The sequence below is a fragment of the Marinobacter alexandrii genome, from assembly GCF_005871205.1.
Taxonomy (GTDB): Bacteria; Pseudomonadota; Gammaproteobacteria; order Pseudomonadales; family Oleiphilaceae; genus Marinobacter; species Marinobacter alexandrii.
The window spans coordinates 307,291-329,878 of record NZ_SWKM01000013.1 but is presented as its reverse complement, the minus strand read 5'-3'; the positions used below and the strand labels follow the sequence as shown (position 1 = coordinate 329,878).

Sequence of the window (22,588 nt, the reverse complement as noted above, 5' to 3'; positions counted from 1 at the left end):
TTTGATCTTTTAAATGCGCCGTCAAACTATCGTTGTGATATCCGATCGGCATTGTGCGGGAAACAAAAAACTGGCGTGATCAAAAACAGGACGTACGACTTATTACAGCTACAATGCGTCTTATTGATGAAATGCTTTGCTAAATCTTTCCAACGGCGACTACAGTACCTCACAAGTTTCCAAATGCAAAGGACTTTTTCATAAGCACAAACCCGTGGATGTTCGAATCTCCGCGGTCAGGCTGTCTAGCCGATAGGGTTTGGCGATGCCAAAACCCTGGGCGAAATCCACCTGTATCTCCCGCAGAGTTTCCATAATTTCCATGTTTTCCACGTATTCAGCGATGGTTTTCAGGTCGAGAAAATGGCAAAGCTCGTTGATCGAACGCACCATGGCGTAGTTGGTGAGGTTGGTGGCCATGTCCTTCACAAAGATCCCGTCGATCTTCACGTAATCGACCGGCAGCTTCTGTAGGTAAGCATAGGACGACAGGCCGGTGCCAAAATCATCCAGTGCGAATCGGCAGTTCAGACGTTTCAGTTCGCGCATGAAGTCGGCGGCATAGTGCAGGTTGGCTACCGCGGAAGTCTCTGTTACCTCAAAGCAGATCTTCGGTGTCAGGCCTTGGTTGGCTCGCAGCAGCGTTTCCAGATCCAGCATGAACCGGTCGTCACTGAGCGACGCACCGGACAGGTTAACGTTGAGCGTATCAATCCCCTCCAGGATGTCCGGGTTGCCGTTCATCCAGTTGAGCACTTCCTGAACCACCCACAGATCCACCCGGGTGCTGCGCCGAAATTGCTCTGCCGCCTCGATATAAGCTTGCGGCGAGATCTGGTTGCCGGCTGCATCTGTCAGCCCGAGAAGAAGCTCATAGGACTTGCCGCCGGCGTCCGTATCGATCAGCGGCACAATGGGCTGGGCACGAATGAACAGGCTGCCGTCGCGAATGCTGCGGTCGATTTCGGATACCCATTGCGGCGTCTCTGGTTTGGCCAGCGGACTGGAATCCTTTACCAGTTCCACCCGGTTGCCGCCGAGCCGTTTTACGGATTTTAATGACAGACTGGCAGAGTTCAGCAAGTCGCCGGCCGAAACCGCAGCATCAAAAATGGGGCACACGCTGACGCTCAGGGTTGCCCGATAGGCCGCGTCGTCATGGGTAAACTCCTGATCCTCGAACTCCTGGCGCAGGTGCTCGGCAAAATCCAGGCTCTCCTCAGTGGCCGCTCCGTCTACCAGGATGGCGAATTCGTTACCGCTGATGCGGCCGGCGTGGGGTTCTGGATAATGTGAGGCACAGTGTTTCTGGATCAGCGCACCCGTGGCCTCAAGCAACTTGTCACCGGCCTTGGCACCGTAGGTAGAGTTAATGACGCTGAACTCGTCGATGTCGAGAACCAAAAGTGCCCCGTTGTCGCCTGCACTCCCGCCCCGGGCCAGCACCGCCGACACCATTTTTTCAAAGTCATGGCGGTGCATGCATTTGGTCAGGGCGTCGTGCGTTGCCTCGAAATTGAGCCGGCGATAAACGTCCTGGACCATGTTGAACAGGCTTTGGTCCACAAAGGGTATGTCGCCGGCCTCAACCAGCGAAGCCGTTCCGGTACGCAGTTTCTGGACAAATTCCCGGAAATCGAAGCTGACTTCACTCATGCCCGTCGGTGAGAGGAAAACAAAGCGAAGCACATTTTCACCGCCCCAGACCAGTCGCAGCTTGCGGGTTTCGCCGGTGTCCAGCGTGATCTCCACCCAGTCGCCGACGGTCAGTTCACGAGCGCGGGTGACCCAGCGGTCAGTCTCTGCCTGGGATGGCTCCGGCTCGAGTTGGGGCCGATCGCCATAAAATTCAAGATAAACCGTGGTGACGCTTTGCTGTTGCTGGAGTTGTCCCGTGAGTTCCGTCATCAGGGAGCGGAACCGGGCAATGTCGCCAACGGTGCGAAGTTCGCGATCAATGAACCGTAGTACGTTGTCGCTCTCCAGCTCCCGCTCAAATGCCAGCTCGTCATTCCCGGCATCCGGTACGTCTGGTGCAAGCCAGTTCTTAAGGAGCTTAACTACTTCCAGTAACTCACCGTAGTAATGGCTGTCCGGGCCCTCTCGCAGGAGTGCGAGTACCATCAGCTGTTCCCATCCAGCTGCAAGAAGTGTCAGGAGTACCGTGGGAATCTCCTGGCCTCCGACAATGGTATTGAGTTCTTGCTTTACAAGTTTACGGGTCTTATTGAGCCGCTCTTTGCCCTCCAACGTTTTGGCAAGACGTTCGGAATTCCTGACGAAGGACTGGTCCTGACGCTCAACCAGTGTTTTGAGCTGGCCGTTAAGAAGCTGTAGCGTTTCGGAGTCCAGGTTCTCGGCGTTTATAAGGTCGTCAATGATGCCGGAAACCGTGGACTCCAGATTCTTGGTCGAGGCGCGCTCGGCCAGACACAGACGCATGAGATCGTTCACGATTTCGCGCGCGGGATGGTCCTCGTCGTTGAGGAACTCGGGCGTATCGAGCAAAGCCTCAAAGACTGGCAGCTTCAACTGCTCCAGCTTGTCCCGCAATCCGCCCGAAATTCTCTGCTGGGTTTGCAGCGGCGCGAACAGCTGGTCCACAAGGCTGGCCTTTGCCAGCGTCGGTTCATCAACCGAACTGCCAAAATCCGGATCAGCCTCTGCCAGCTCCCGCAGGGCCTGGCTGAGTTCCGGTTGTGAGGTCTGCAGTTTCTCAAGCAGATCAGACCGTCTGGGTTTCAGATCGGCGCAGAACTGAGGGCTCGATTGCTGCCAGCCAACCAGATCGGTATCGCCTCCGTGTGCAAGTCCCATCAGACGGAACAACGATTGGTCCGGGGTGTGGCCTTCGTGATGATCTGGCTGCGAGGGAGCGAGGTGTTCGTCGGAATCGATCTCGGTTTCGTCTTCGGCAGTGTCCGTTGCCAGTTCGGTCTTCACGCCGGTTGCTCCACGTGCTGACCAGTTTGGCGGCAGTTGGGCAAAGCCCAGGGTGTTCAACCCAGTGCGCGCGCAGGCATCCATAAACACTCTCATGGTCGGCGCCCACACCTCCCGCAGTGACGATTCGAACGCGCTATAGATGGTGTGGCGGTGTTCGTTGGCAATGCCGAGGCGATCGGTTGCATATTGCAGGCAGGTGCACAGGGCGGCTGGAGAAAGGGGATTGTTGGACTCGGTTACGTCCTTTCGGAAGATCTGATTCAGTAACTGGTGCAACTCAAACAGAATATCGGAGTACTCGCCGGCCAGTCGTGCGGCAACGGTCTGGAGGTCGAGCCAGTCCTCGAATACCTGCTGCTGAAGAACGTGAAGTTCCGCACCCTGTTTCTGCTCAGTCCGGTTGTCGGTTATTTTAGCGCTGTTGGCGGTGAATCTGGCCTCGAAATCCTGGCAGATCTGGGCCTGGCGGCTGGCAAAAATAAACCGCATGTCCTTCAGCCGGGTGATCTCCCGCATCTCCGCGGCATTCTCAAGTTCCTGCTCGATCATCCGTCCGGCGGTATCCAGGAAATCGGGCAACAGTCCCTCCAGCAGGTGTATGGCGTGTTGCTGGTAGAGACGCTTCAGGCTATCCATAGACGCCTTGTCCGCAAGCACATGTCGCCGGCCGAGTACCTCTTGAGACGCGTTTAACTTGGCAAGCACGCTGGCAGAGGGTTTTGCCGTCAGAACAAAATTGTCACCTTCTCTGGTGTGAAGTGTGCCTCTTAAATGCAGCCGGGAATCCGGGTCGCTGTCGCCTCCCAGGATGTGCAGGTCCACCTTGCCAGGCTCGCCCGAAGCAAAGCGGCTTGTCACTGCGGGAGAGGTCAGCTGACTGATCGAGAGCAGGGCCCGGTCATCTTGAACGTCTATGCGGGAGACAACGCAACCACAAGGATTAAGTGCCGGGCAAACTAAAAGGGCATCCTGCAGGAGTTTTGTGCTTTTGTTCCTTCGGGCTGAGGTCATTACCGCCTTCCTGAGCAGCGTTACATCAGACTGTGCATGTGTGTGCACGTGTTTTCAGATTAATGGCATAGTCGCACAATGCAAAACATAAACGTCGTTGATGAAAATTCTGGAGGACGCTATGAAGTTTATTTTTGAGGTCCGCATGAAAGAAGGGCACGCGGCGGAGGAGTACGCCGAGGCATGGGTACGAGCCAGCGAAATCATCCAGCAGGCGCCCGGTGCCCGGGGCACTGAACTGCATCGCAAGATCGGCGATCCCGATACTTTGATCGCCATCGCCTGCTGGGAAAACAAGGAGTCCAGAGATGCCATGGAGTCGAAACATAATTCCAGCGTAGCCGAGATTATTCGAAGTGTCGCACCGATCGTGGAAATCACGCCGCTGGGTGAGTTTGAGGAGCCTGAGTGGGTAGTGCTTCCGCCAGGAAGGTCTGACTGAAAATGCCTGCTATCTTGAGAGACAACAAGCCAAAACAAGGGGCTGAGTAATGTGGGATTCCGTCGGAGCAGGGGTGAGTGCCTGGTTTTATCCGGCGCTGTCGGCTGTGGTTTCCGTAGTGCTCACCTACGCAGGTTTTCGCCTGGCGCTTGGTGTGGTTCATCGGCTCACCCGTCGCAAGGCGGTCTCCATTCTCTTTCTCGATGCCTCAAGCAGGGCTCTGGGCTTTGTGGTTTGCCTACTGGTGCTGAACGGTGTTCTTGAGGCAGCGCCCTCAGAGCTGATCTTCTTGCCTGAACTCCAGCACCTGGCAACGTTGCTCTTGATCATGGCTGTCACTTGGGCAGCGGTGCGCTGTACCTCGGCCATTGGCGAGGTCATCGTCACCCTGAACCCGGTACTTGAGGGAGAGTGGAAGCGCGCCCGCAAGGTGGAGACCCAAACTCGGTTCCTGGTTCGGGGCCTGAATATTCTGATTGTGATTCTCGGCCTGGGCGCTGCCCTGATGACCTTTGATTCGGTTCGGCATGTAGGGGGCAGCTTGCTGGCGTCTGCCGGCGTCGGTGGCATCATTCTGGGCTTTGCCGCTCGGCCGGTGCTGGGCAACCTGCTGGCGGGGATGCAAATAGCGCTGACCCAGCCGTTCCGGATTGATGATGTGCTGAACGTTCAGGGAGAGTGGTGCTGGGTCGAGGAAGTGACTGCGACTTATGTCGTGCTGAGGGTCTGGGATCTGCGACGGCTGATTGTGCCCTTGCAGTGGTTTATCGAAAATCCCTTCCAGAACTGGTCCAGAAATACCGCCGATCTGCTCGGCACCGTGTTCCTTCGAGTCGATTACACCATGCCGTTATTTCCGCTGCGGGAAGAGTTTGCCCGCCTGTTACGGCAGGCCCCCCAGTGGGATGGCAAGACTGAGACAGTTCAGGTGACCGATTCCGACGACACCACCATTCAGGTCCGATTCCTGATGAGCGCGCCGGACTCAAGTCAGACTTGGGACTTACGCTGTGCCGTGCGCGAAGGGCTGATAACCTTCATGCAGGAGAACTACCCGGAATACCTGCCCAGGATCCGTGCCCGTATGCTGGATCCTGAACAACCTGGGGAGTTGTCACCGCCGCCACGGTGAGCGTGGTCCCTCCAAGCGTTCGCCCTGCCACTCGGGAATCTCGCCGAAGCGTGAGCTATGGGCTTCCCAGTCCTGCTCGGCCTGCACGATTTCCTGCTGGTGATAACCCACGTAGTTCCACCACATGACCACGTCTTTCCCCAGCGGTTCACCGCCGATCAACAGCAGGCGAGTGCCGGCGGTGCAGTCGATGGTCAGGGTGCTGAGGTTGGAGCCGAGGTAGGCCAGCTCATCGGCTTTAAACCGCTCCCCCTCGATGTCGCAGCTTCCGTTCAGGGGCAGAATGCCGTATTCGAAACCTGGCTCCAGGGCCAGCCTGAGGGCCTGGGGCAGTTCGCAGTCGATGTCCAGCGCCACGATGGGCGAATACTGAAGCGTGTCGGCGGTTCTGGCTTCGTACTGGCCGGTGAGCAGAGTCCACGTCGCCCCCTGGTTTTGCCAGCGGGGCAGTGCGGGGTAATGATCAAAACGTGGCGTGGTGTTGCGGTCTGCTTCCGGAAGCGCAATCCACAGTTGCGCCGCGTGCAGCGAGCGCTCGCCGAACACGGATTCTTCCGTGTGGCTGATGCCGTTACCGGCGGTCATCAGATTAACCTCTCCCGGGCGGATGGGCTGGCTGGTGCCCAGGCTGTCGCGATGGAGCAGCTCGCCCTCAATCATCCAGGTAAAAGTCTGCAAGCCGATGTGGGGATGGGGGGCAACCCGTAATCCTTCCTCAGTCTCATCAAATGTGACTGGGCCGATGTGGTCCAGGAAACACCAGGCGCCTATCTGACGGCGCCCGCGAGTGGGAAGATTCCGGGCAACCGGTATGCCGCCGACTTCCCCGGTTCGGGCCTGAAAACGCTGTGTCATAAGCTCTGCCTCGTTCACTGTAGTCTCAGCATGGTCCTGCCGGGTTTAAACGGCAAGTGCCTGATCAGAGGCAATCCCGCTGAACGTTTCAGAAATTTCGGGTGCCGGGTTGTCGGCTCATGGTTAGCTGGGTAATTATGATAAGCCGCGAGTCTGGTGGGTGCGCCCAGGCGTCCAAAATAATAGCAACGAAGGAGTTCTCTTTTGTCTGACCTTGCCACGTACGAAAGTTTCAACGTTGAAATAAAAGATCACATTGCCCACGTTCAGTTCAGTCGCCCTGAGGCGCTGAATTCCATGAACAAGGCATTCTGGCTGGAACTGCCGAAGTGCATGCAGGACATCGAGGCGAATTCCGACGCGCGGGTCATCGTGATTTCCAGCACTGGCAAACACTTCTCCGCCGGTATGGACCTGGGCGTATTCAGCGACCCGAAAGCGGTCCCCATGAGCGGTGATCCGGGCCGCATGGCGGAGAATCTGCGCAGAGTCGTGCTGCAGCTGCAGGACACCCTGACGTCGCTGGAAAAGATCAGATTGCCTGTGCTGGCGGCCATCCACGGCGGCTGCATCGGTGGCGCGCTGGATCTGGTTTGTGCCGCCGACAGCCGTTACTGCACCGAGGATGCGTATTTCACCATCAAAGAAACCGAGCTGGGGATGACAGCCGATGTCGGTACCTTGCAGCGCCTGCCGAAGCTGATGCCCGAGGGCGTGGTTCGTGAGCTGGCCTATACCGGTCGCAAGTTCTCTGCCCAGGAAGCGCAGGGCCTCGGTTTTGTGAATGGTACCTACGAGAGCCAGGACGCCATGTTGAATGCTGTGATGGCGATTGCCGGCCAGATTGCGGCCAATTCGCCGCTGGCGGTGACCGGGTGCAAGGAAATGCTCAACTACAGCCGGGACCATTCCGTGGAGGACAGTCTCCGGTACATGGCAACGTGGCAGGCAGGAATGTTCCGCCCCGGCGATATGATGAAAACCTTCCAGGCCAAGGCCCAGAAACAGACAGCGGAGTACGACGACCTGCTGCCGGTGAAGGGCCTGTTCGAGTCGTGAATGGCTAAAAGTTCCGGAACCAGGATGTCCGCCCGGACCGCTCTGTTATTCCAAAGCGGTATCGGCGTGCTGGGCTTGATTGCCATTGTCCTGTTCGACATCCCGGTGCAGAACAGCGGCCTGTCCTGGGCGCAGAGCCTGGGCTGGGGTTGTCTGGGGGCGCTCGGCACCTACGGATTATTGGTTCTGCTGACCCGCGTGCCCGGGTTTTTCCCGGACAACCTCGAGCGGCAAATGCGCAACCTGCATGACTTTGCGGCCAGCTTTGGCTGGCCGATGCTGGTTGCGCTATCGATTGTCGCGGGGGTAGGAGAAGAACTGCTGTTTCGGGGGGCGGTGCAGGGCTGGCTGACACAGAGCTTGGGAGCCGTCGTGGCTATCGCCGTGGCCTCGGTGCTGTTTGGCCTGGTGCACTATGTCTCGTTTACCTACTTCCTGGTTGCGACCGGGCTTGGGCTGTTGCTGGGCGTTGCTTACGTGCTGTCGGACAGTCTGGCCCTGGTCATGATTTGGCACGCCATCTACGACGTCATTGCCCTGTTCTGCCTGCTTCGCTTTCCGCACTGGTTTGGCGTTAAACCCCGTCCCCATCATTGACCGCTTGTTTTGGCTGAAGCGCCTTTGCGCGCTTCAAAATTGGCCAGCTCAACGTTAATAGCGTTGGTGGATATCTGTATCTCGTAGAGCGAATACAGCAGCGACATGGACAGCAGCACCAGGCTGATGCCAAAGGCGATAACGCCCGGCAGTTCAGCGCCCAAAAACAGCAGGAACATGGACACTGTGCACAGGAAAAAGCTGAGCACCCCAAAGGCCTGCATCCGCTTGGTCAGGGTGATGCGTTGACGCAACATGCTGATCTGTCGGGCGATGAGCAAGTGGTCCTCCTCCGTATCCATCTGTTTCAGTTGCCGAATCAGCTGGGCGAGCACCAGAAAACGGTTGGTGTAGGCCAGCAGCAAGAGCGAAATGGCTGGAAACAGTAATGCGGGTGTTGTCAGGTCCACGTTTGGGGTCCTTGTGTTGCTTCAAACGTTATTACGCGGGTGAGACACCGATTAACCACTGGTGCGCCCAGACCACAGTAACCACATACACCACCAGACCGGCGCCAACCGCGATGATGTCGTTGGCTTTACCCGCGGGCAGGGTAGGCGTTGCGCGCTGAGGCCGACGCTTCAGGGAGATGCGATCAACCACCGCCCAGGCCAGGAAAGTGCCGAACAAGAGCACATCGTGCAGCATGCCATTGGCCAGCAGGTGCGCCAAAGCCCAGAGTTTCACCGCCACCAGCATCGGATGCTTGAGCGTGGTCTTGATGCGGCCAGGAAGGTACGCAGCAAACAGCAGCGGGAATACCGGGATCAGGAGCAGCATGGCCAGATGCCGCAGCCAACCGGGCGGCGTGTACAGTACGGTGGGATCCAGCCGCGCGGCGCCGTAGCCGACAACGATCAGCACCAGGCCGATCAGTGCGATCACCGAGTAAAGGCCCTTGAACGGCCCTTCACCCAGGGAAGACTGCAAACGATTGCGTAGCGGTTCGTTAACGATGGACAGCGAATGAATGCCGAGAAACAGAATCAGGCCGGCGATCAGTGTAGCCATTCCCACAACTCCTTTATTGGGTAAACGTGTTGGCGGATGTCAGTGATTGCGTCAGGCGATCCATGATACCGCCGCCATGGCGCCAGAAATGCCAGTATAGCTGTACTTGCAAGGACTTACCGGGGGCAATACTAACCAATTGCCCGGCATTCAGTTCCTCCCGTGCCTGCATTTCAGGAATCATGCCGTAGCCCATGCCCGCCAGTGCCAGCTTTACAAACCCCTCCGAGGACGGACACAGGTGGTGCGGAACGCTGCCGTGAAAACCACACTCGGCGAGGAACCGGTGCTGCAGCTGATCGTTGGGGCCGAAGACAATGGCCGGTGCCGTTTCCAGACTTTGTTGGTTGAGACCGTCGCCGAAGTGCCGGCGAACGTACTTCGGCGTTGCCAGCGGCAGATAAGTCATGCTCCCCAGCGGTACGCTGCGAGCGCCGGCAACCGGCTGCGGGCTGCTGCACAGGCAGGCAGCTACATCGCCCTCACGCATGCGGCGCAGTCCGATGTCCTGGTCCTCAATGACCATATCCAGCAGCAGGCTTTCCTCACTGCAGAACCGGCCGATGGCACTGGCCCACCAGGTGGCCAGGGTGTCGGCATTGAGTGCGATCCGAAGCCGGGCGGAAGGCTCGGAGATGGCCGGGATTGAGCGGGCAAGATCCCTTTCCAGCAACTGCACCTGCTGGACGTGGTTCAGCAGCCTCTGGCCGGCCGGCGTGGCCTTCAGAGTAGGGCTGCGCACCAGCACGGGCTGGCCCAGGCGGATCTCCAGGGTTCGGATGCGCTGGGATATGGCAGACTGACTCAGGCCCAGGGCCGCTCCGGCTTTTTCAAAGCCGCCACATTCCGTCACCGTGGCCAGCGCTTCCAGCAGTTTGTAATCGATCATTAGAAAAACTTATGCAGCATTATCAGTATGAATTTCAAGTATAGCCAGGAATGGCTATTCTTGCGCCACCAATTGAAAAGTTATCCGGGTCTGGAGTCGTACTGTGCTGGAAAGTTATCTGACAGGTTTGGTGGTTTGTGGTGGCATCATCGTGGCGATTGGTGCCCAAAATGCCTACATCCTGGGTCAGGCGATTCGCCGTGAGCACCACTGGTGGTCGGCCGGCTTGTGCATGCTGGCTGACATCAGCCTGTTTACTCTCGGCATGTTTGGGGTCAGCGCCGCCCTGATGGCGATGCCGGACGCCCTGCAGATTCTGCGCTGGCTGGGTGTTGCGTTTCTGGGCTGGCTGGCGGTTCAGGCTTTCTACCGGGCAAGCCGGGGCCGGGTTGCCCTGGAGGCCGGAGAGATCAAGCGACGCAGTCTGAAAGGGGTGCTGTTTACCACTCTGGCCGTCACGCTGCTTAATCCGCAGGTGTACCTCGACACCCTGTTGCTGATTCCCGCCATTGGTGCCCAGCAGGAAAATGCCACCACCTTTGTCGCCGGCGCCAGCAGTGCTTCGGTGATGTGGTTTGGTCTGATCGCCTGGGGTGGCTCTGCGCTGGCACCGGTGCTGTCGCGACCGATGGCCTGGCGGATTATTGATGGCTTCATTGGCCTGATGATGGCGGGCATAGCGCTGCAACTGGCTTTTGGTGGGCTTTGAGTCATAGAGGGCCAGGTGCAGCACAAAATCAAACGACCGTATGAATTCCTGTTGCATAAAGCCGTGACCTTGTAGAGGATAGGCTGCTACTTATAGCTGTTTTCTTAGTGGGGTTTCACTTATGAACAGAAAAATTCGCCAGTGGTTCGCCAGCGCAGGTGCCTTGCGCCGAATGCTCTCAACCTTCGCGCCCTATCTGGGTGCTGGCATCAAGGTCACTGACGTTGCAGAGGATTTCAGCGCGGCAACCGTCGAGCTACGACAGCACTGGTACAACACCAACTACGTAGGCACGCACTTTGGCGGTTCGCTCTACAGTATGGCTGATCCCTTGTATATGCTGTTGCTCATGCGCCGTCTCGGCAAGGACTACATCGTGTGGGACAAGTCAGCGACTATCGATTTCATCCGGCCCGGAAAGGGCACGGTCCGGGCCCACTTCGATCTGACCGACGAGCGGGTGGAAGAAATCCGACGCATGACTGAAGGCGGCGACAAACACCTCCCCGAATGGGACATCGACATCCTGGATGAAAGCGGAGAGCTGGTCGCCAGGGTTCATAAGGTGCTGTACGTCCGCAAGAAACGGTAGTGAAACGAAAAACAATGCCGGAACCCAGTGCGCGTTGGCCTCAGTCGAACCGACGGGCCTGGGTGAAGCGGTCTTTCCAGTAATAGCCGTCTAGTTCTGACAGCGTCACGCCAATAGACGTCGAGGCGTGCATGAAGTGATTGCCACCCATATAAATGCCCGCGTGCTGCTCCTTGCCACTAATCCGAAAGAACACCAGGTCGCCCGGTTGAATCTCGCTGGGCGCAACCACCTTGCCATGCCGGAGCATTTGCGACGTTGTCCGCGGTAAATGCTGGTCCAGTCCTTCCCGAAAAGCCGTGGTGATAAAGCCGGAACAGTCGAAACCGTCGGCTGAGGTGCCGCCGTACTCGTAGGGGACCCCCACATAGCGCTCATAGACCTGCCATAGCTTGTCAGTCTTTTCGGAAGTGGGCCCTGCATCAACCGGAACGGGCTGGCTTTCGTGCTCCGTGCGCAGGTTCTGGTTGCTGGCACAGCCTCCCAGCACGAACGCCAGTACCAGCAGAATGAGGGTTTGTCTGAGCTTGAGGGGCATTCACCGACTCCGGGCAACTGAATCTGGCCCAACCTTATTACTGAATGCGCCGGATGTCAGGTTACGGTTCCGTGTTAATGAGTTGAATTGCTCGGAGACTTGCCAGTCAGATGCGCTCCGGCGGATTTCTCGAGGATGCGGTCGGCATCAAGCGTGGCGATGGGCACTCGGGTATCCCGGGGGATGTCACCGCTCAACTGCAGTGCCAGATAGCGCATGGCGCACACCCGCAGGAATGAGGTGAAGTTGCCCAGATCGTGCCCGGCATCGATGGATTCGTGGTACAGGCGGGTAATCATTTGGGGCAGGTTCATGCCATCCCGCTCTGCCAGTTCTCCGAGCACATTCCAGAAGGTATTCTCCATTCGCACGCTGGTCACCATCCCATCAATGCGCAACGAGTGGGTTTTGCTGACCCACAGCTCGGGATCGGCGTTGACGAACAGTTTGCACATGGTGGACCTCCTGTCTGGGTAAGGCCGGGCTGATGCCCGGCCTTCAGCCGGTTTACTTGTCCAGCAGTATGAAGAACTGGGCCAGCCAGGCCGGATGGGCCGGCCATGCCGGAGCTGTCACCAGATTACCATCGGTCACCGCTTGATCAACCTCAATGCTGGCAAAGCTGCCACCGGCCAGTTCCACCTCTGGCTGGCAGGCGGGGTAGGCTGAGCACTTGCGACCTTCCAGTACATTGGCGGCGGCCAGCAGTTGGGCGCCGTGGCAGATGGCGGCGACTGGCTTTTCGGTTTCAAAGAAGTGTCGAACCAGGCTCTGCACCTCTTTGTTCAATCGCAGGTATTCCGGTGCCCGGCCGCCCGGAACAACCAGCGCGTCATAGTCCGCCGGGTCTACGCCGTCGAAATCGGCGTTCAGGGCAAAGCGGTGGCCTGGCTTTTCGGTGTAGGTCTGGTCGCCTTCGAAATCGTGGATGGCGGTCGCCACGGTGTCACCGGCTTTCTTGTCCGGGCATACCGCATGAACCGTGTGGCCGACAGCCTGCAGCGCCTGGAATGGCACCATGGTTTCGTAGTCTTCGGTGAAGTCACCGGTAATCATCAGAATCTTTTTCCCGCTCATGTGTCTCTCCTTGTGTTTGTTAGTCAGAGCAGCCGGCAAAGCCTCGGGCGCGGCTTGGAAAACCATAGCAGCGCCTCTGGAGCAGCGGGTATTAGCGGGATACTACAGTGACCCAGTAGACATTGGGCGCGTTCTGTTTTCGAGGTCTTAAGGCCCGGGATTTGTTATCCTTGGCCCATGCTAAAACTGTCTAATGCTGTTGAAATTGCTGACTGGGAGATCGATATCACCCAGATCCGTGCCCAGGGAGCCGGCGGCCAGAACGTGAATAAAGTCGCGTCTGCCGTTCACCTGAGGTTTGATATTCTGCACTCCAGCCTGCCGCCGTTCTACAAGGAACGGCTGATGTCGCTGAATGACCAGCGCATCAGCAAGGACGGCATTCTCATTATCAAAGCACAGTCCTTCCGAACTCTCGAGCTGAACAAGGAAGACGCCCTGAAAAGGCTGAAAGACCTGATCCTCGAGGCGGTGAAACCGGTAAAGGCACGTCGTCCTACCAAGCCATCCCGCTCAGCCCAGCGCAAACGGGTCGATCGCAAAACCCAGAAAGGCAAAACCAAGTCTTTGCGCGGTAAAGTTCAGGTCTGAGCCGTCTGAGGGGGCTGAGCAGGGGTGCGACCGGCTTCTACTTTCTGCAAAAACTCCTCGATGTCCTCGAAGGCTTCGTCCGCTTCTGGCAGCAAAGACACAAAGATGTGCCAGACATGGACCATGCCGGGCCAGGTATGCAGTTCCACCGGAGAGCCTTCGGCCTGGGCCTTGGCGGTATAGCGCCGGGCATTGTCCAGTAACATCTCGCTGTCGCTGGCGTGAATCAGAATGGGCGGCAGATTGCGAAGATCTCCCCGTACCGGGGAGGCCACCGCACTGGCGGGAGAAACCCGAAAAGCCGCCAGGGTAGCCCACCAGATGACCGGCAGGGGAATTCGTGACAGGCCGCCAAAGGCCGGCCCCAGCAGAGGGTCGGTGCGAATGTTGTCACGATTGCTGGGCGCGGTAAGGGTCAGGTCGGTGGACGGTGACAGCGCCACGGCCGCATCGGCCTGGGGTAGCCCGTTATCGCGAATCCAGGCCAGCAAGCCGAGGGTGTGACTGCCACCCGCGGAATCCCCAGCCACCACCATGAATGAGGCGTCTCCGGGGCCGTCCGGCCCATGCTTCAGCAGCCAGGTGTAGGCTTTGCGGCAATCGCGCACGCCATCCATATAACGGTTTTCTGGCATCAGCCGGTAATCCACTGCGAACACGGCTGCGTTGGCCAGGTGAGACAAACGGTCGGTAATGCCCCGATGGCTCTTGGGGCTTCCCGCGGCCCAGGCGCCGCCATGGATGTAAAGGATGCGACGGCGAGGATCGGCGCCGGATGCCAACACCCATTCGCCTCTGGGCTCCTCATTGGCCCGGAATTCGGCCTGCAGGTCCAGGCCCTCACTCAACCCATCCATGTGTTTGCGCAAGGCGGCCAGGCGGGCCTTGCCTCTAAGTCCCCGGGAACTTTGGCCGAGTTCCCGGATCCTGCCAAGGACCTCGTGGTGGGCCTCGCTTGGGGAGCCCTCCCGAATCGGGTGATCGTGCTGGTCGAGGTGCGACAGGTCTTCAACCCTGAACAGCACCAGGGTCGTAATGATAAAGAGAACAATGATGGCCAGGAAAAACCAGAGCATGGGCGGTCCGTCTCAGATTGGCCCCGTACGCGGGGTCGAACTATCCTTCAAATAATACCCGCTGTTCAGGGTGGGTGCTGCCCTCAAAGATCACAGAAGGAGTAGGGCGATGCAAATAGCTTACCGGGCCAGGGATATCACCGAAGCCCATATTGTTGCCGGATACCTCAATGCCAACGGTATTGAGGCCCACGTGGGCGGGCATTACCTGCAGGGAGCCATGGGCGAAATCGGCGCCGCTGGCTTCAGTAATGTCCATGTTGACGACGATGATCTGTATCGTGCCCGGGAACTGGTGCGGGAGTACGAGTCGGGCGGACATGCCGCCGTTGCGTCCGATGAAGGTGACGACAAACCGGATTTTTACGCCCGCTGGTTTTTGCTGGCGCTCGCTGTGGTCGCGGTTGTTCTGATCAACGCCTACTGATTTCGCCCTGTCTTTGACGCATCACTGATCGGTCGCGCTCCTGCGGCCGTAGTCTCTTCAACACGTTCATCACATGGGAGAAAAGGTTTATGGCCAATCAGCCAGTTATGCTCATCACAGGTGCATCCTCGGGCATTGGCGCCGCCACGGCACGGGCAGCCGCAAAGCAGGGTTACCGGCTGGTGCTGGCGGCGCGGTCCGAAGCCAAACTCAACGCACTAGCGGAGGAGTTGGGCAAGGAGCTCGGCGGCGGCGATCAGGTGTTGACGGTTCAGTGTGATGTCCAGGACAGCGGCGATCAGAAGGCTATGGTGGATGCGGCGCTGGCCAAGTTCGGCCAGATTGATGCGGTGTTCGCCAATGCCGGTCGCGGTGGAGAGCCCGGAGGCTTCAGCAAGGCCGATCCCGAGGTCTGGAAAGACATGATCCTGACCAACATCTACGGCGTGGGCCTTACCGTCCAGCACTGCCTGCCCGCGCTGAGGGAGAGCAAGGGCCAGCTGCTGCTGACCGGTTCGGCCGCCGGCCGGGTGACTATCCCCGGCTCCATGTACAGCGCCACCAAGTGGGCGGTATCAGCGATTGGCTATGGCGTACGCGAGGAACTTCGTGGCTCCGGCATCCGCGTTACCCTGATTGAACCCGGCATGGTCGATACACCGTTTTTCGACGAGCAACCGGAACATGCCCTGAAGCCCGAAGATGTGGCCAACGCGGTCATGTACGCGGTCTCGCAGCCGGCCCATGTGGATGTGAACGAAATCCTGGTGCGGCCGACTCCAAAAAGCCAGCTCAACGGCTTAGGGTAATGTCTGTATCCTCATCTGAATTCCGGCAAGGCCTGAGAGTTTGATCTTGGGTTGCCATCATCAACGAAGAGCAAGGAGAGTGTTATGTCCATTGAACAAGTAGTCTATCGCGCCTCGGCAGAAGCCACTGGTGGTCGTGATGGCCGCGCCGTCTCCTCAGACGGCGTGCTGGATGTGGAGCTGACCACACCGAAGGAACTGGGCGGAGCTGGTGGCAAGGGCACCAACCCGGAGCAGCTGTTCGCCGCGGGTTATTCCGCCTGCTTTATCGGCGCCATGAAGTTTGTTGCCGGTCGCGACAAGCTGGCAATGCCGGAAGATGCCTCTATTGAAGGCGTTGTGGGCATTGGCCAGATTCCCGGCGGCTTTGGTATTGAAGTTGAGCTGCGCATCAGCCTGCCCGGCATGGATGACGCCCAGGCCAAGCAGCTGATTGGTGAAGCTCACAAGGTATGTCCATACTCCAACGCTACCCGTGGCAATATCGACGTTACCCTCAAGCGCGTCGACTAAACTGAATGAGAGCTTGCGGCTGCCGGGAAACCCCGGCAGCTGTCGTTTCAGGAGACCACAATGAATCAATCTGACCTAGTCGCGCTGGTGACCGGTGGCGCCAAGGGTATCGGCCGCGGCATTGTCCAGTACCTGGCGCAGCAAGGCTGGCGTGTGGTGTTCTGCGACACCGACGCCCAGATTGGCGAGCAACTTGCGCAAGCCGGTTCCGGCCAGCTGAAGTTTGTCCCGGCCGATGTTGCCCGGGAAGCCGATGTTGAGCGCTTGCTGCAGGTAACGCTGGAGTGGGGTGGTCAGCTGGATGCTGTCATCAACAACGCCGGTGTTGCCGATCCGGAGACCGGGCCCATCGAAGACCTGAGCCTGGAAGACTGGCAGCGTCGCCTCAATGTAAATCTGACCGGCCCCTTTCTCGTCACCAAACACGCCGTTCCTTATTTGAGAAAAAGCCGCGGTGCCATCGTCAACATGGCCTCGACCCGCGCCCTGCAATCCGAACCAGACACCGAAGCCTACGCCGCCACCAAAGGGGGCATTGTCGCGTTGACCCACTCGCTGGCGGTCAGCCTTGGGCCGGAGATTCGAGTGAACTGCATTAGCCCGGGCTGGATCGATACCCGCGCCCATCAGGGCAGCTCCGAGGGCGTACCGCCGCTGACTCAGGATGACCACCGTCAGCACCCGGCCGGGCGCGTGGGTGTGCCCAATGATATCGCCGCGCTCGTGGACTACCTGATCTCGCCCAAAGCCGCTTTCATTACGGGACAGAACTTCGTGGCCGACGGCGGCATGGTGCGCAAAATGATCTACGAGGGTTAGCGCGAATGCAGCGTCTGTTCTTTGCCCTGGAGATGCCAGAGCCGGTCAGGCAGGCGCTCCTGTGCATCAAGGCGCCGGTGGACGGAGCCCGATGGCAGAGCGATGGGCAACTGCACCTGACCCTGCTGTTTCTCGGTAATGTGCAAAAAGAGACCGTACCGGGCATCGGCCTGGCCTTGCGGGATTTGTCGCTGCCGCCGTTTGATCTGCACGTCCGCGGGCTGGGTTGTTTTGGCCAGCCGGAGACACCCCGAAACCTCTGGGCGGGCGTTACTCCTGAGGCGCCGTTGATCGCTCTGCACGCAACCCTGAAAGAGCGCCTGAATTCTCTCGGGTTCTCGTTCGAGAAGCGCCCGTTCAGACCCCACATCACTCTGGCGCGTTTTAAAAAGCAGCGAGGCTCAGTGCAGTCCCTGCTGGCCGAACACGGCGAGGACGAATTTGGCGCCGTGACGGTCCGTGACTTTGTCCTGCTGCAAAGCACCCAGGGCGTCAGGGGCTCCGATTACACTGTGGTAGAGCGTTTCCCCCTCACCGAATCTCCTTGACGAAACTGGCTTGGCTCACCAAAGATGAAGGTACTTCTGCGCCTTCTTTGAGGTGTTTATGTGTCCTCCGTTTTCGGATCCCGATCAGCGTCTGTTCGTGCGTAATGCATCCCTGTCTGACCTTTCCGGAATTATCGCCCTGAGTCGCCGTGTCTACGAAGGCACTGGCATGTACGGCTACTCCAAGGGCCCTCTCACCGGCCAGATCAATACCTTCCCCGATGGCCAGTTTGTGGCCATGCTCGGAGACACGGTAGTGGGCTACTGCGCGACCTTCCGGATCGCCGGTGATATTGCCTTGGCACCCCACGACTGGACCTCTATCACCGGCAATGGCTACGCCTCTCGCCACGATCCGGAGGGCGACTGGCTCTACGGAATGGAAGTGTGTGTCGACCCGGAATGTCGCGGTTATCGGATAGGTGAGCGCCTATACAACGAGCGCAAGCAGCTGTGCCAGACGCTCGGCCTGCAGGGCGTGGTGTTTGCCGGGCGACTGCCAACCCTGCGTAAGCGGCTGAAAAAGTACGATTCGGTGCAGGCCTACATCGAGGCCATCAAGTCCAAGGAGCAGTCCGATCCGGTGCTGTCGTTTCAGCTTCATAATGGATTCGAAGTCCACGGGGTCATCCCCCACTACCTGGATTCCGATCATGATTCCCTGGGCTACGGGGTTCACTTGGTCTGGCGTAACCCGAAAGTGCCCCAGGCAGGCCTGAAAGAAAAAACCAAGCGCTATGGCAAGCGTATGCCGGACACGGTGCGGGTAGGGACGGTGCAATATCAGCAGCGCCCGGTGGCGTCGTTCGATGAATTCAGCGACATCGTTCGTTATTTCGTCGATGTGGTGTCCACCTACAAAGGCGACTTTGTGGTGTTCCCGGAGCTGTTCACCCTTCAGTTGCTCTCGATCGAACGGCGGGATGGCAGCGCTGCCGACGCGTTTGCGGCGGTCACTCACTATGCCGGCCGGTTTCGCGACCTGATGCGGGATCTGGCGCTCAGGTACAACATCAACATTATTGCCGGCTCCACGCCGGTGCGGGAAGAAGACGGCACCGTGCACAACACAGCATTCGTGTGCCTGCGCGATGGCCAGGTGTTTACTCAGCCCAAGATCCACCCGACTCCAAACGAGGCCTACTGGTGGAATGTGCGGGGTGGCAATCGGGTTAGCGCCATTGAAACCGACTGCGGCCCCATTGGTGTGCTCATTTGTTACGATGCGGAATTCCCGGAGCTGACCCGTCACCTGGTGGACCAGGGCGTGCAGATTGTCTTTGTACCGTTCTGCACCGATGAGCGTCAGAGTTATCTGCGGGTGAGGTATTGCTGCCAGGCTAGGGCGGTGGAAAACCAGGTCTACGTGGTGCTGTCCGGCAACGTCGGCAACCTGCCCAATGTGCCGAACATGGAAATCCAGTATGGCCAGAGCTGCATTCTCACCCCCTGTGATTTCCCGTTCGCCCGGGACGGCATTGCTGCGGATACCGAGCCCAACGTGGAAACGGTGGCGTTCGCCGATCTGAGGCCGGAAGTGCTGATCACCGCGCGCAACAGCGGCACGGTGAAGAATCTGCAGGATCGCCGGCACGATCTTTACAGCGTGAACTGGCGCGGAGAGTAGTCAGGCCGGTGCGGCTACCGTTTGGTGCTGCGCTGGCGCTGCTTTTTCGGCTTGCCCCGTCCGGGGACGGAGGAGCCCGGACGGCCAGCGGGTTTGCCCGTAGGCTTTCCAGGCGGTTTGCCAGATGGTCTGCCTGAAGGCTTGCTGGAGGGCTTGGGGCCGGCGCCAGGTTTGCGGGGTTTGCCACCCGGGCGTTTGCCTGGTGCAGAACCGGCGGGCTTGTTCTTGCCGGGTTGGTTGCCAGGCTGGATGCGGGTTTGCCTCCGGGCGCCAGCCGGTGCTTCGGAAGAAGAATTCTTGATGGCGTCGAACAGCACCGCCAGTTCCTTGTCGGTGAGGTCGCGCCACTGGCCTACGGGCAGACCGCCCAGGCTGACGTTCATGATGCGGACCCGCTCCAGTTTCGTTACCTCGTAGCCGAAATGCTCACACATCCTGCGGATCTGTCGATTCAGCCCCTGAACCAGGGTGATCCGGAACACGAAGCGGGATTCCTGCTGCACCTTGCACTTCTTGGTGACCGTTCCAAGGATCGGCACGCCATTGGCCATGCCCTGCACGAACTCCCGGTTGATCGGACGGTCGACGGTGACCAGGTATTCCTTTTCATGATTATTGCCGGCACGCAGGATCTTGTTCACCAGGTCGCCGTTGCTGGTCATGAAAATCAGGCCCTGGGAATCCTTGTCCAGCCGCCCGATGGGGAATATGCGCGCGCTGTGGCCGACAAAACGCTGGATGTTGTGTCGTTCGGCGTCGTCGGTGGTGCTGACCACGCCCACGGGTTTGTTCACTGCAATGAACACCAGATCTTCTTCGGCCCGGGGTTCAATCACCTGCCCGTTCACCTTCACCGTATCGGTTGGTGATACCTGATCGCCCACAGTGGCCCGCTTGCCATTGATGAACACGTTGCCCTGTTCAATGTAACGGTCGGCCTCCCGCCGCGAACAGAGTCCGCTTTCGCTGATGTATTTGTTCAGACGGGTGGAGGAAGTGTTGGTCATCGGGGGTCCGTTGGGTGACTGGGTTCGCCCATGATAACAGGGGTATACCGGCCTTACAGCCTCCGTGCTGGCGCTTTTTCCCTCGCTCTGCCATGATTCGGACATAGATCAAGGCAAACCGGCAGGTGAGCGTAATATATGATTTCTAAACACATTTTTCACTTTTCCCCTGTCGGCTTCCGGACTCTGAGCGCACTCACGCTGCTGGTACTAATGACAGTGGCCTCGGGTGCGTCCGCCGAACGGCTGCGTCTGGTCACTGAGGAATGGCCATCCTTGATAGACGATACCGGCGAGGGCCCTGCCGGTATCTTATGGGAGGTTACGCGGGAAGTACTCACCAACATGGGGCATGAGGCCACCGTCGAATTTGTGCCTTGGAAGCGGGCCCAGCGCATGGTGCTCGAAGGCAAGCGTGACGGCATTATTGGGATTGGTATCAACGATGAACGGAAGCGCCAATACCGGTTTCCGCATGAACATCTCCTGCTTAGTGAAACGGTGGTAGTGTCCCGGAAAAGCCACATTGTGGTGTTCTCGGGGCTCGAGTCCCTGGCTGGATTACAGATTGGCGTTTCGCCGGGTTACGTTTACTCTGGGGAGATTCAAAACGCCACCGGATTCGAGCGTATTGCCATTCCCGGCATCGACTCCGGGTTGAGGATGCTCATGCTGGGGCGAATTGACGCGATGTTGTCGAACCGCTATGTGGTGATGGCCGAAGCCGAGCGCTTGGGGCTGACTGGCAAGATTGCTATGTCGGCTACGCCAGTCAGCGGTGGACCGGTCTACCTTACATTTCGACGTGACATGCCTGAGAACTTTGTTGTCAACTTTTCCAACGCTCTGAAACTCTACAAAACGGCTAACCTCATCGCCGATCGGCCATCCAGCGGGCTCTAACGAGATAGCAGTGACCACACTCACGCTCGATAAACTGTCAGTTGGTACGCTGGAAGGGGTGAACCTGTCCCTCCAGGGTGGCGATATTGTCTGTGTGTCCGGACCGTCCGGCTCTGGCAAGAGTCGTTTGCTTCGGGCCATCGCGGATCTCGACCCGCACCAGGGCAATGTGGCGCTGGATGAGATACAGCAGGGATCGGTGCCGGGCCATCGCTGGCGTCGGCAGGTGATGATGGTGCCCGCCGATAGCCAGTGGTGGTATGAAGACGTCGGCGCCCACTTCGAACCAGAACAGCGCACGCTGCCCAGTGCCTTGGGTTTGCCCCCGGAAACCATGAACTGGACCGTCAGCCGGTTGTCGTCAGGCGAGCGTCAACGGCTGGCCATTGCGCGCGCCCTGGCGCGTCATCCTCGGGTTCTGCTGCTGGATGAGCCAACGGCGAATCTGGACCAGGATATGACCCACCAGGTGGAGAACTGGCTGCTGGAGGAAATCCGCGCCCGGGATCTGATCGTGATCTGGATCGCCCACGATATCGGCCAGATCGAGCGGGTTGCCAGCCGGCACTACCGCATCCAGGGCAGCACACTGGAGCCCGTTCATGGAAGTCATTGATCTCGCCTGGTGGAAACTGGCGCTGACGGCGCTGCTGATTCTGGCATTGGCCGGGGTAAGCCTGGCGACCCGGCTGGGTATTGGCCGCAGCCTGCTGGTTGCTGCCAGCCGAACGGTTATCCAGCTGGCGCTTATCGGGCTGGTGCTGGAAGCCCTGTTTGCCTCTTCGGAGTTCTATTGGATTGCCTTGCTGGCGCTAATCATGCTGCTGGTGGCCGGCCGTGAAGTGATGGCGCGGCAGCAGCGACGCCTGCGCGGTGTCTGGGCGTTCTGTATTGGTACCGGCGCCATGTTTGTGTCCTCGTTCACCGTGACGGTGCTGACCCTGGTGGTGGTGATCGGGCCAGAGCCCTGGTACGCGCCACAGTATGCTATCCCGCTGCTGGGCATGATGCTGGGCAACACCATGACCGGCGTTGCTCTGAGCCTGGATCGGCTGAACGAGTCGGTATGGAGCCAGCGCTCGATCATCGAAAACCGGCTGATGCTCGGGGAGCCCTGGAGCCAGGCTCTGGAAGATATTCGCCGACACGCCATGCGCAGCGGTATGATGCCCTCTATCAACGCCATGGCCGCCGCCGGCATTGTCAGCCTGCCAGGCATGATGACGGGCCAGATTCTGGCTGGCAGCCCACCCGCCGTTGCGGTGAAATACCAGATCCTGGTGATGCTCACGATTACCGTCGGCACCGGATTCGGCACCCTGATGGCAGTATCCTGGGGCAGCCGCCGACTCTTCGATGATCGCGAGCGGCTGCGGCTGGACCGGCTGGTGCACCAAAAGAACCAATGAG

The 22,588-nt window shown here is 58.8% G+C and carries 26 protein-coding genes; 16 read left to right on the top strand and 10 right to left on the bottom strand.

Annotated features, from left to right (window positions below; genetic code table 11):
* Window positions 1-198: 198 nt before the first annotated feature.
* A complete protein-coding gene (locus FCS96_RS12510; protein ID WP_138440712.1) occupies window positions 199-3,957 on the bottom strand; it encodes a DUF1631 family protein in 3,759 nt (1,252 codons plus the stop codon).
* A gap of 121 nt (window positions 3,958-4,078) precedes the next feature.
* On the opposite strand from FCS96_RS12510, the gene FCS96_RS12505 reads away from it, so the two are divergent.
* Window positions 4,079-4,399 carry an antibiotic biosynthesis monooxygenase family protein gene (locus tag FCS96_RS12505; RefSeq protein ID WP_138440711.1) on the top strand — a complete coding sequence of 107 codons (321 nt, stop codon included), beginning with the start codon at window positions 4,079-4,081 and terminating at the stop codon, window positions 4,397-4,399.
* Window positions 4,400-4,448: 49 nt separating this feature from the next.
* Complete coding sequence (locus FCS96_RS12500; RefSeq protein ID WP_138440710.1) at window positions 4,449-5,531, top strand: mechanosensitive ion channel family protein; 1,083 nt, start codon at window positions 4,449-4,451, stop codon at window positions 5,529-5,531.
* On the opposite strand, the gene FCS96_RS12495 is transcribed toward FCS96_RS12500, so the two are convergent.
* Entirely contained in the window at window positions 5,514-6,386 is an 873-nt protein-coding gene (locus tag FCS96_RS12495) for a pirin family protein (RefSeq protein WP_138440709.1), read from the bottom strand. The two genes, FCS96_RS12500 and FCS96_RS12495, sit on opposite strands and share 18 nt — an antisense overlap.
* Window positions 6,387-6,590: 204 nt before the next feature.
* Here FCS96_RS12495 and FCS96_RS12490 point away from each other — a divergent pair, with 204 nt between their 5' ends.
* Both FCS96_RS12490 and FCS96_RS12485 read left to right on the top strand, forming a co-directional pair.
* Window positions 6,591-7,445, top strand: a complete 855-nt coding sequence (locus FCS96_RS12490) for a crotonase/enoyl-CoA hydratase family protein (RefSeq protein ID WP_138440708.1) — start codon at window positions 6,591-6,593, stop codon at window positions 7,443-7,445.
* Between the two features lie 24 nt (window positions 7,446-7,469).
* A complete protein-coding gene (locus FCS96_RS12485; RefSeq protein ID WP_138440707.1) occupies window positions 7,470-8,042 on the top strand; it encodes a CPBP family intramembrane glutamic endopeptidase in 573 nt (190 codons plus the stop codon).
* Here the strand turns inward: FCS96_RS12485 and FCS96_RS12480 are convergent.
* From FCS96_RS12480 to FCS96_RS12470, 3 genes are read right to left on the bottom strand one after another with little or no spacing between them, the layout of a single operon-like run.
* Window positions 8,036-8,452, bottom strand: coding sequence for a DUF2721 domain-containing protein (locus FCS96_RS12480; protein WP_138440706.1), 417 nt, complete (start codon window positions 8,450-8,452; stop codon window positions 8,036-8,038). The two genes, FCS96_RS12485 and FCS96_RS12480, sit on opposite strands and share 7 nt — an antisense overlap.
* A gap of 31 nt (window positions 8,453-8,483) precedes the next feature.
* Window positions 8,484-9,053: an NnrU family protein gene (locus FCS96_RS12475; RefSeq protein ID WP_138440705.1), complete on the bottom strand. Its 570-nt coding sequence runs from the start codon at window positions 9,051-9,053 to the stop codon at window positions 8,484-8,486.
* A gap of 13 nt (window positions 9,054-9,066) precedes the next feature.
* Entirely contained in the window at window positions 9,067-9,942 is an 876-nt protein-coding gene (locus FCS96_RS12470; protein WP_138440704.1) for a LysR family transcriptional regulator ArgP, read from the bottom strand.
* Window positions 9,943-10,045: 103 nt separating this feature from the next.
* Here FCS96_RS12470 and FCS96_RS12465 point away from each other — a divergent pair, with 103 nt between their 5' ends.
* Window positions 10,046-10,651, top strand: coding sequence for a LysE/ArgO family amino acid transporter (locus tag FCS96_RS12465; protein ID WP_138440703.1), 606 nt, complete (start codon window positions 10,046-10,048; stop codon window positions 10,649-10,651).
* 121 nt (window positions 10,652-10,772) lie between these two features.
* Window positions 10,773-11,243, top strand: coding sequence for a DUF4442 domain-containing protein (locus FCS96_RS12460; RefSeq protein ID WP_138440702.1), 471 nt, complete (start codon window positions 10,773-10,775; stop codon window positions 11,241-11,243).
* A 40-nt stretch (window positions 11,244-11,283) separates the two neighbouring features.
* Here FCS96_RS12460 and FCS96_RS12455 read toward each other — a convergent pair whose 3' ends face one another.
* From FCS96_RS12455 to FCS96_RS12445, 3 genes are all read right to left on the bottom strand, one after another.
* Window positions 11,284-11,781 (bottom strand): C40 family peptidase, encoded by a 498-nt coding sequence (locus FCS96_RS12455; RefSeq protein WP_138440701.1) that lies wholly within the window; start codon window positions 11,779-11,781, stop codon window positions 11,284-11,286.
* Between the two features lie 74 nt (window positions 11,782-11,855).
* Window positions 11,856-12,236: a ribbon-helix-helix domain-containing protein gene (locus FCS96_RS12450; RefSeq protein ID WP_138440700.1), complete on the bottom strand. Its 381-nt coding sequence runs from the start codon at window positions 12,234-12,236 to the stop codon at window positions 11,856-11,858.
* Between the two features lie 52 nt (window positions 12,237-12,288).
* The gene (locus FCS96_RS12445; protein WP_138440699.1) at window positions 12,289-12,858 is read right to left on the bottom strand and encodes a DJ-1/PfpI family protein; all 570 of its coding nucleotides are present in this window, start codon (window positions 12,856-12,858) and stop codon (window positions 12,289-12,291) included.
* Window positions 12,859-13,035: 177 nt separating this feature from the next.
* Here FCS96_RS12445 and arfB point away from each other — a divergent pair, with 177 nt between their 5' ends.
* Window positions 13,036-13,449 carry an alternative ribosome rescue aminoacyl-tRNA hydrolase ArfB gene (gene arfB / locus FCS96_RS12440; protein WP_138440698.1) on the top strand — a complete coding sequence of 138 codons (414 nt, stop codon included), beginning with the start codon at window positions 13,036-13,038 and terminating at the stop codon, window positions 13,447-13,449.
* Here arfB and FCS96_RS12435 read toward each other — a convergent pair.
* Window positions 13,440-14,525: an alpha/beta hydrolase gene (locus tag FCS96_RS12435; RefSeq protein ID WP_138440697.1), complete on the bottom strand. Its 1,086-nt coding sequence runs from the start codon at window positions 14,523-14,525 to the stop codon at window positions 13,440-13,442. The two genes, arfB and FCS96_RS12435, sit on opposite strands and share 10 nt — an antisense overlap.
* A 109-nt stretch (window positions 14,526-14,634) precedes the next feature.
* Here FCS96_RS12435 and FCS96_RS12430 point away from each other — a divergent pair, with 109 nt between their 5' ends.
* From FCS96_RS12430 to FCS96_RS12405, 6 genes are all read left to right on the top strand, one after another.
* Window positions 14,635-14,952, top strand: a complete 318-nt coding sequence (locus FCS96_RS12430) for a putative signal transducing protein (RefSeq protein ID WP_138440696.1) — start codon at window positions 14,635-14,637, stop codon at window positions 14,950-14,952.
* 89 nt (window positions 14,953-15,041) lie between these two features.
* A complete protein-coding gene (locus tag FCS96_RS12425; protein ID WP_138440695.1) occupies window positions 15,042-15,761 on the top strand; it encodes an SDR family oxidoreductase in 720 nt (239 codons plus the stop codon).
* 84 nt (window positions 15,762-15,845) lie between these two features.
* The gene (locus FCS96_RS12420) at window positions 15,846-16,274 is read left to right on the top strand and encodes an organic hydroperoxide resistance protein (protein WP_138440694.1); all 429 of its coding nucleotides are present in this window, start codon (window positions 15,846-15,848) and stop codon (window positions 16,272-16,274) included.
* Window positions 16,275-16,334: 60 nt separating this feature from the next.
* Complete coding sequence (locus FCS96_RS12415; RefSeq protein WP_138440693.1) at window positions 16,335-17,093, top strand: SDR family oxidoreductase; 759 nt, start codon at window positions 16,335-16,337, stop codon at window positions 17,091-17,093.
* 5 nt (window positions 17,094-17,098) lie between these two features.
* On the top strand, window positions 17,099-17,641 hold the full coding sequence (gene thpR, locus FCS96_RS12410; RefSeq protein WP_138440692.1) for an RNA 2',3'-cyclic phosphodiesterase: 543 nt from the start codon (window positions 17,099-17,101) through the stop codon (window positions 17,639-17,641).
* A 58-nt stretch (window positions 17,642-17,699) separates the two neighbouring features.
* On the top strand, window positions 17,700-19,268 hold the full coding sequence (locus tag FCS96_RS12405) for a bifunctional GNAT family N-acetyltransferase/carbon-nitrogen hydrolase family protein (protein ID WP_138440691.1): 1,569 nt from the start codon (window positions 17,700-17,702) through the stop codon (window positions 19,266-19,268).
* Between the two features lie 14 nt (window positions 19,269-19,282).
* On the opposite strand, the gene rluF is transcribed toward FCS96_RS12405, so the two are convergent.
* On the bottom strand, window positions 19,283-20,275 hold the full coding sequence (gene rluF / locus FCS96_RS12400; protein ID WP_138440690.1) for a 23S rRNA pseudouridine(2604) synthase RluF: 993 nt from the start codon (window positions 20,273-20,275) through the stop codon (window positions 19,283-19,285).
* Between the two features lie 138 nt (window positions 20,276-20,413).
* Between rluF and FCS96_RS12395 the strand changes: the two genes are divergently transcribed.
* The 3 genes from FCS96_RS12395 to FCS96_RS12385 are packed head-to-tail and all read left to right on the top strand — an operon-like array spanning window position 20,414 to window position 22,587.
* A complete protein-coding gene (locus FCS96_RS12395) occupies window positions 20,414-21,178 on the top strand; it encodes a substrate-binding periplasmic protein (protein ID WP_138440689.1) in 765 nt (254 codons plus the stop codon).
* A gap of 10 nt (window positions 21,179-21,188) precedes the next feature.
* A complete protein-coding gene (locus tag FCS96_RS12390) occupies window positions 21,189-21,794 on the top strand; it encodes an ABC transporter ATP-binding protein (protein ID WP_138440688.1) in 606 nt (201 codons plus the stop codon).
* Complete coding sequence (locus FCS96_RS12385) at window positions 21,781-22,587, top strand: ABC transporter permease (RefSeq protein ID WP_138440687.1); 807 nt, start codon at window positions 21,781-21,783, stop codon at window positions 22,585-22,587. The genes FCS96_RS12390 and FCS96_RS12385 overlap by 14 nt, the downstream gene beginning before the upstream one ends.
* The last annotated feature ends 1 nt before the right edge of the window (window position 22,588 follow it).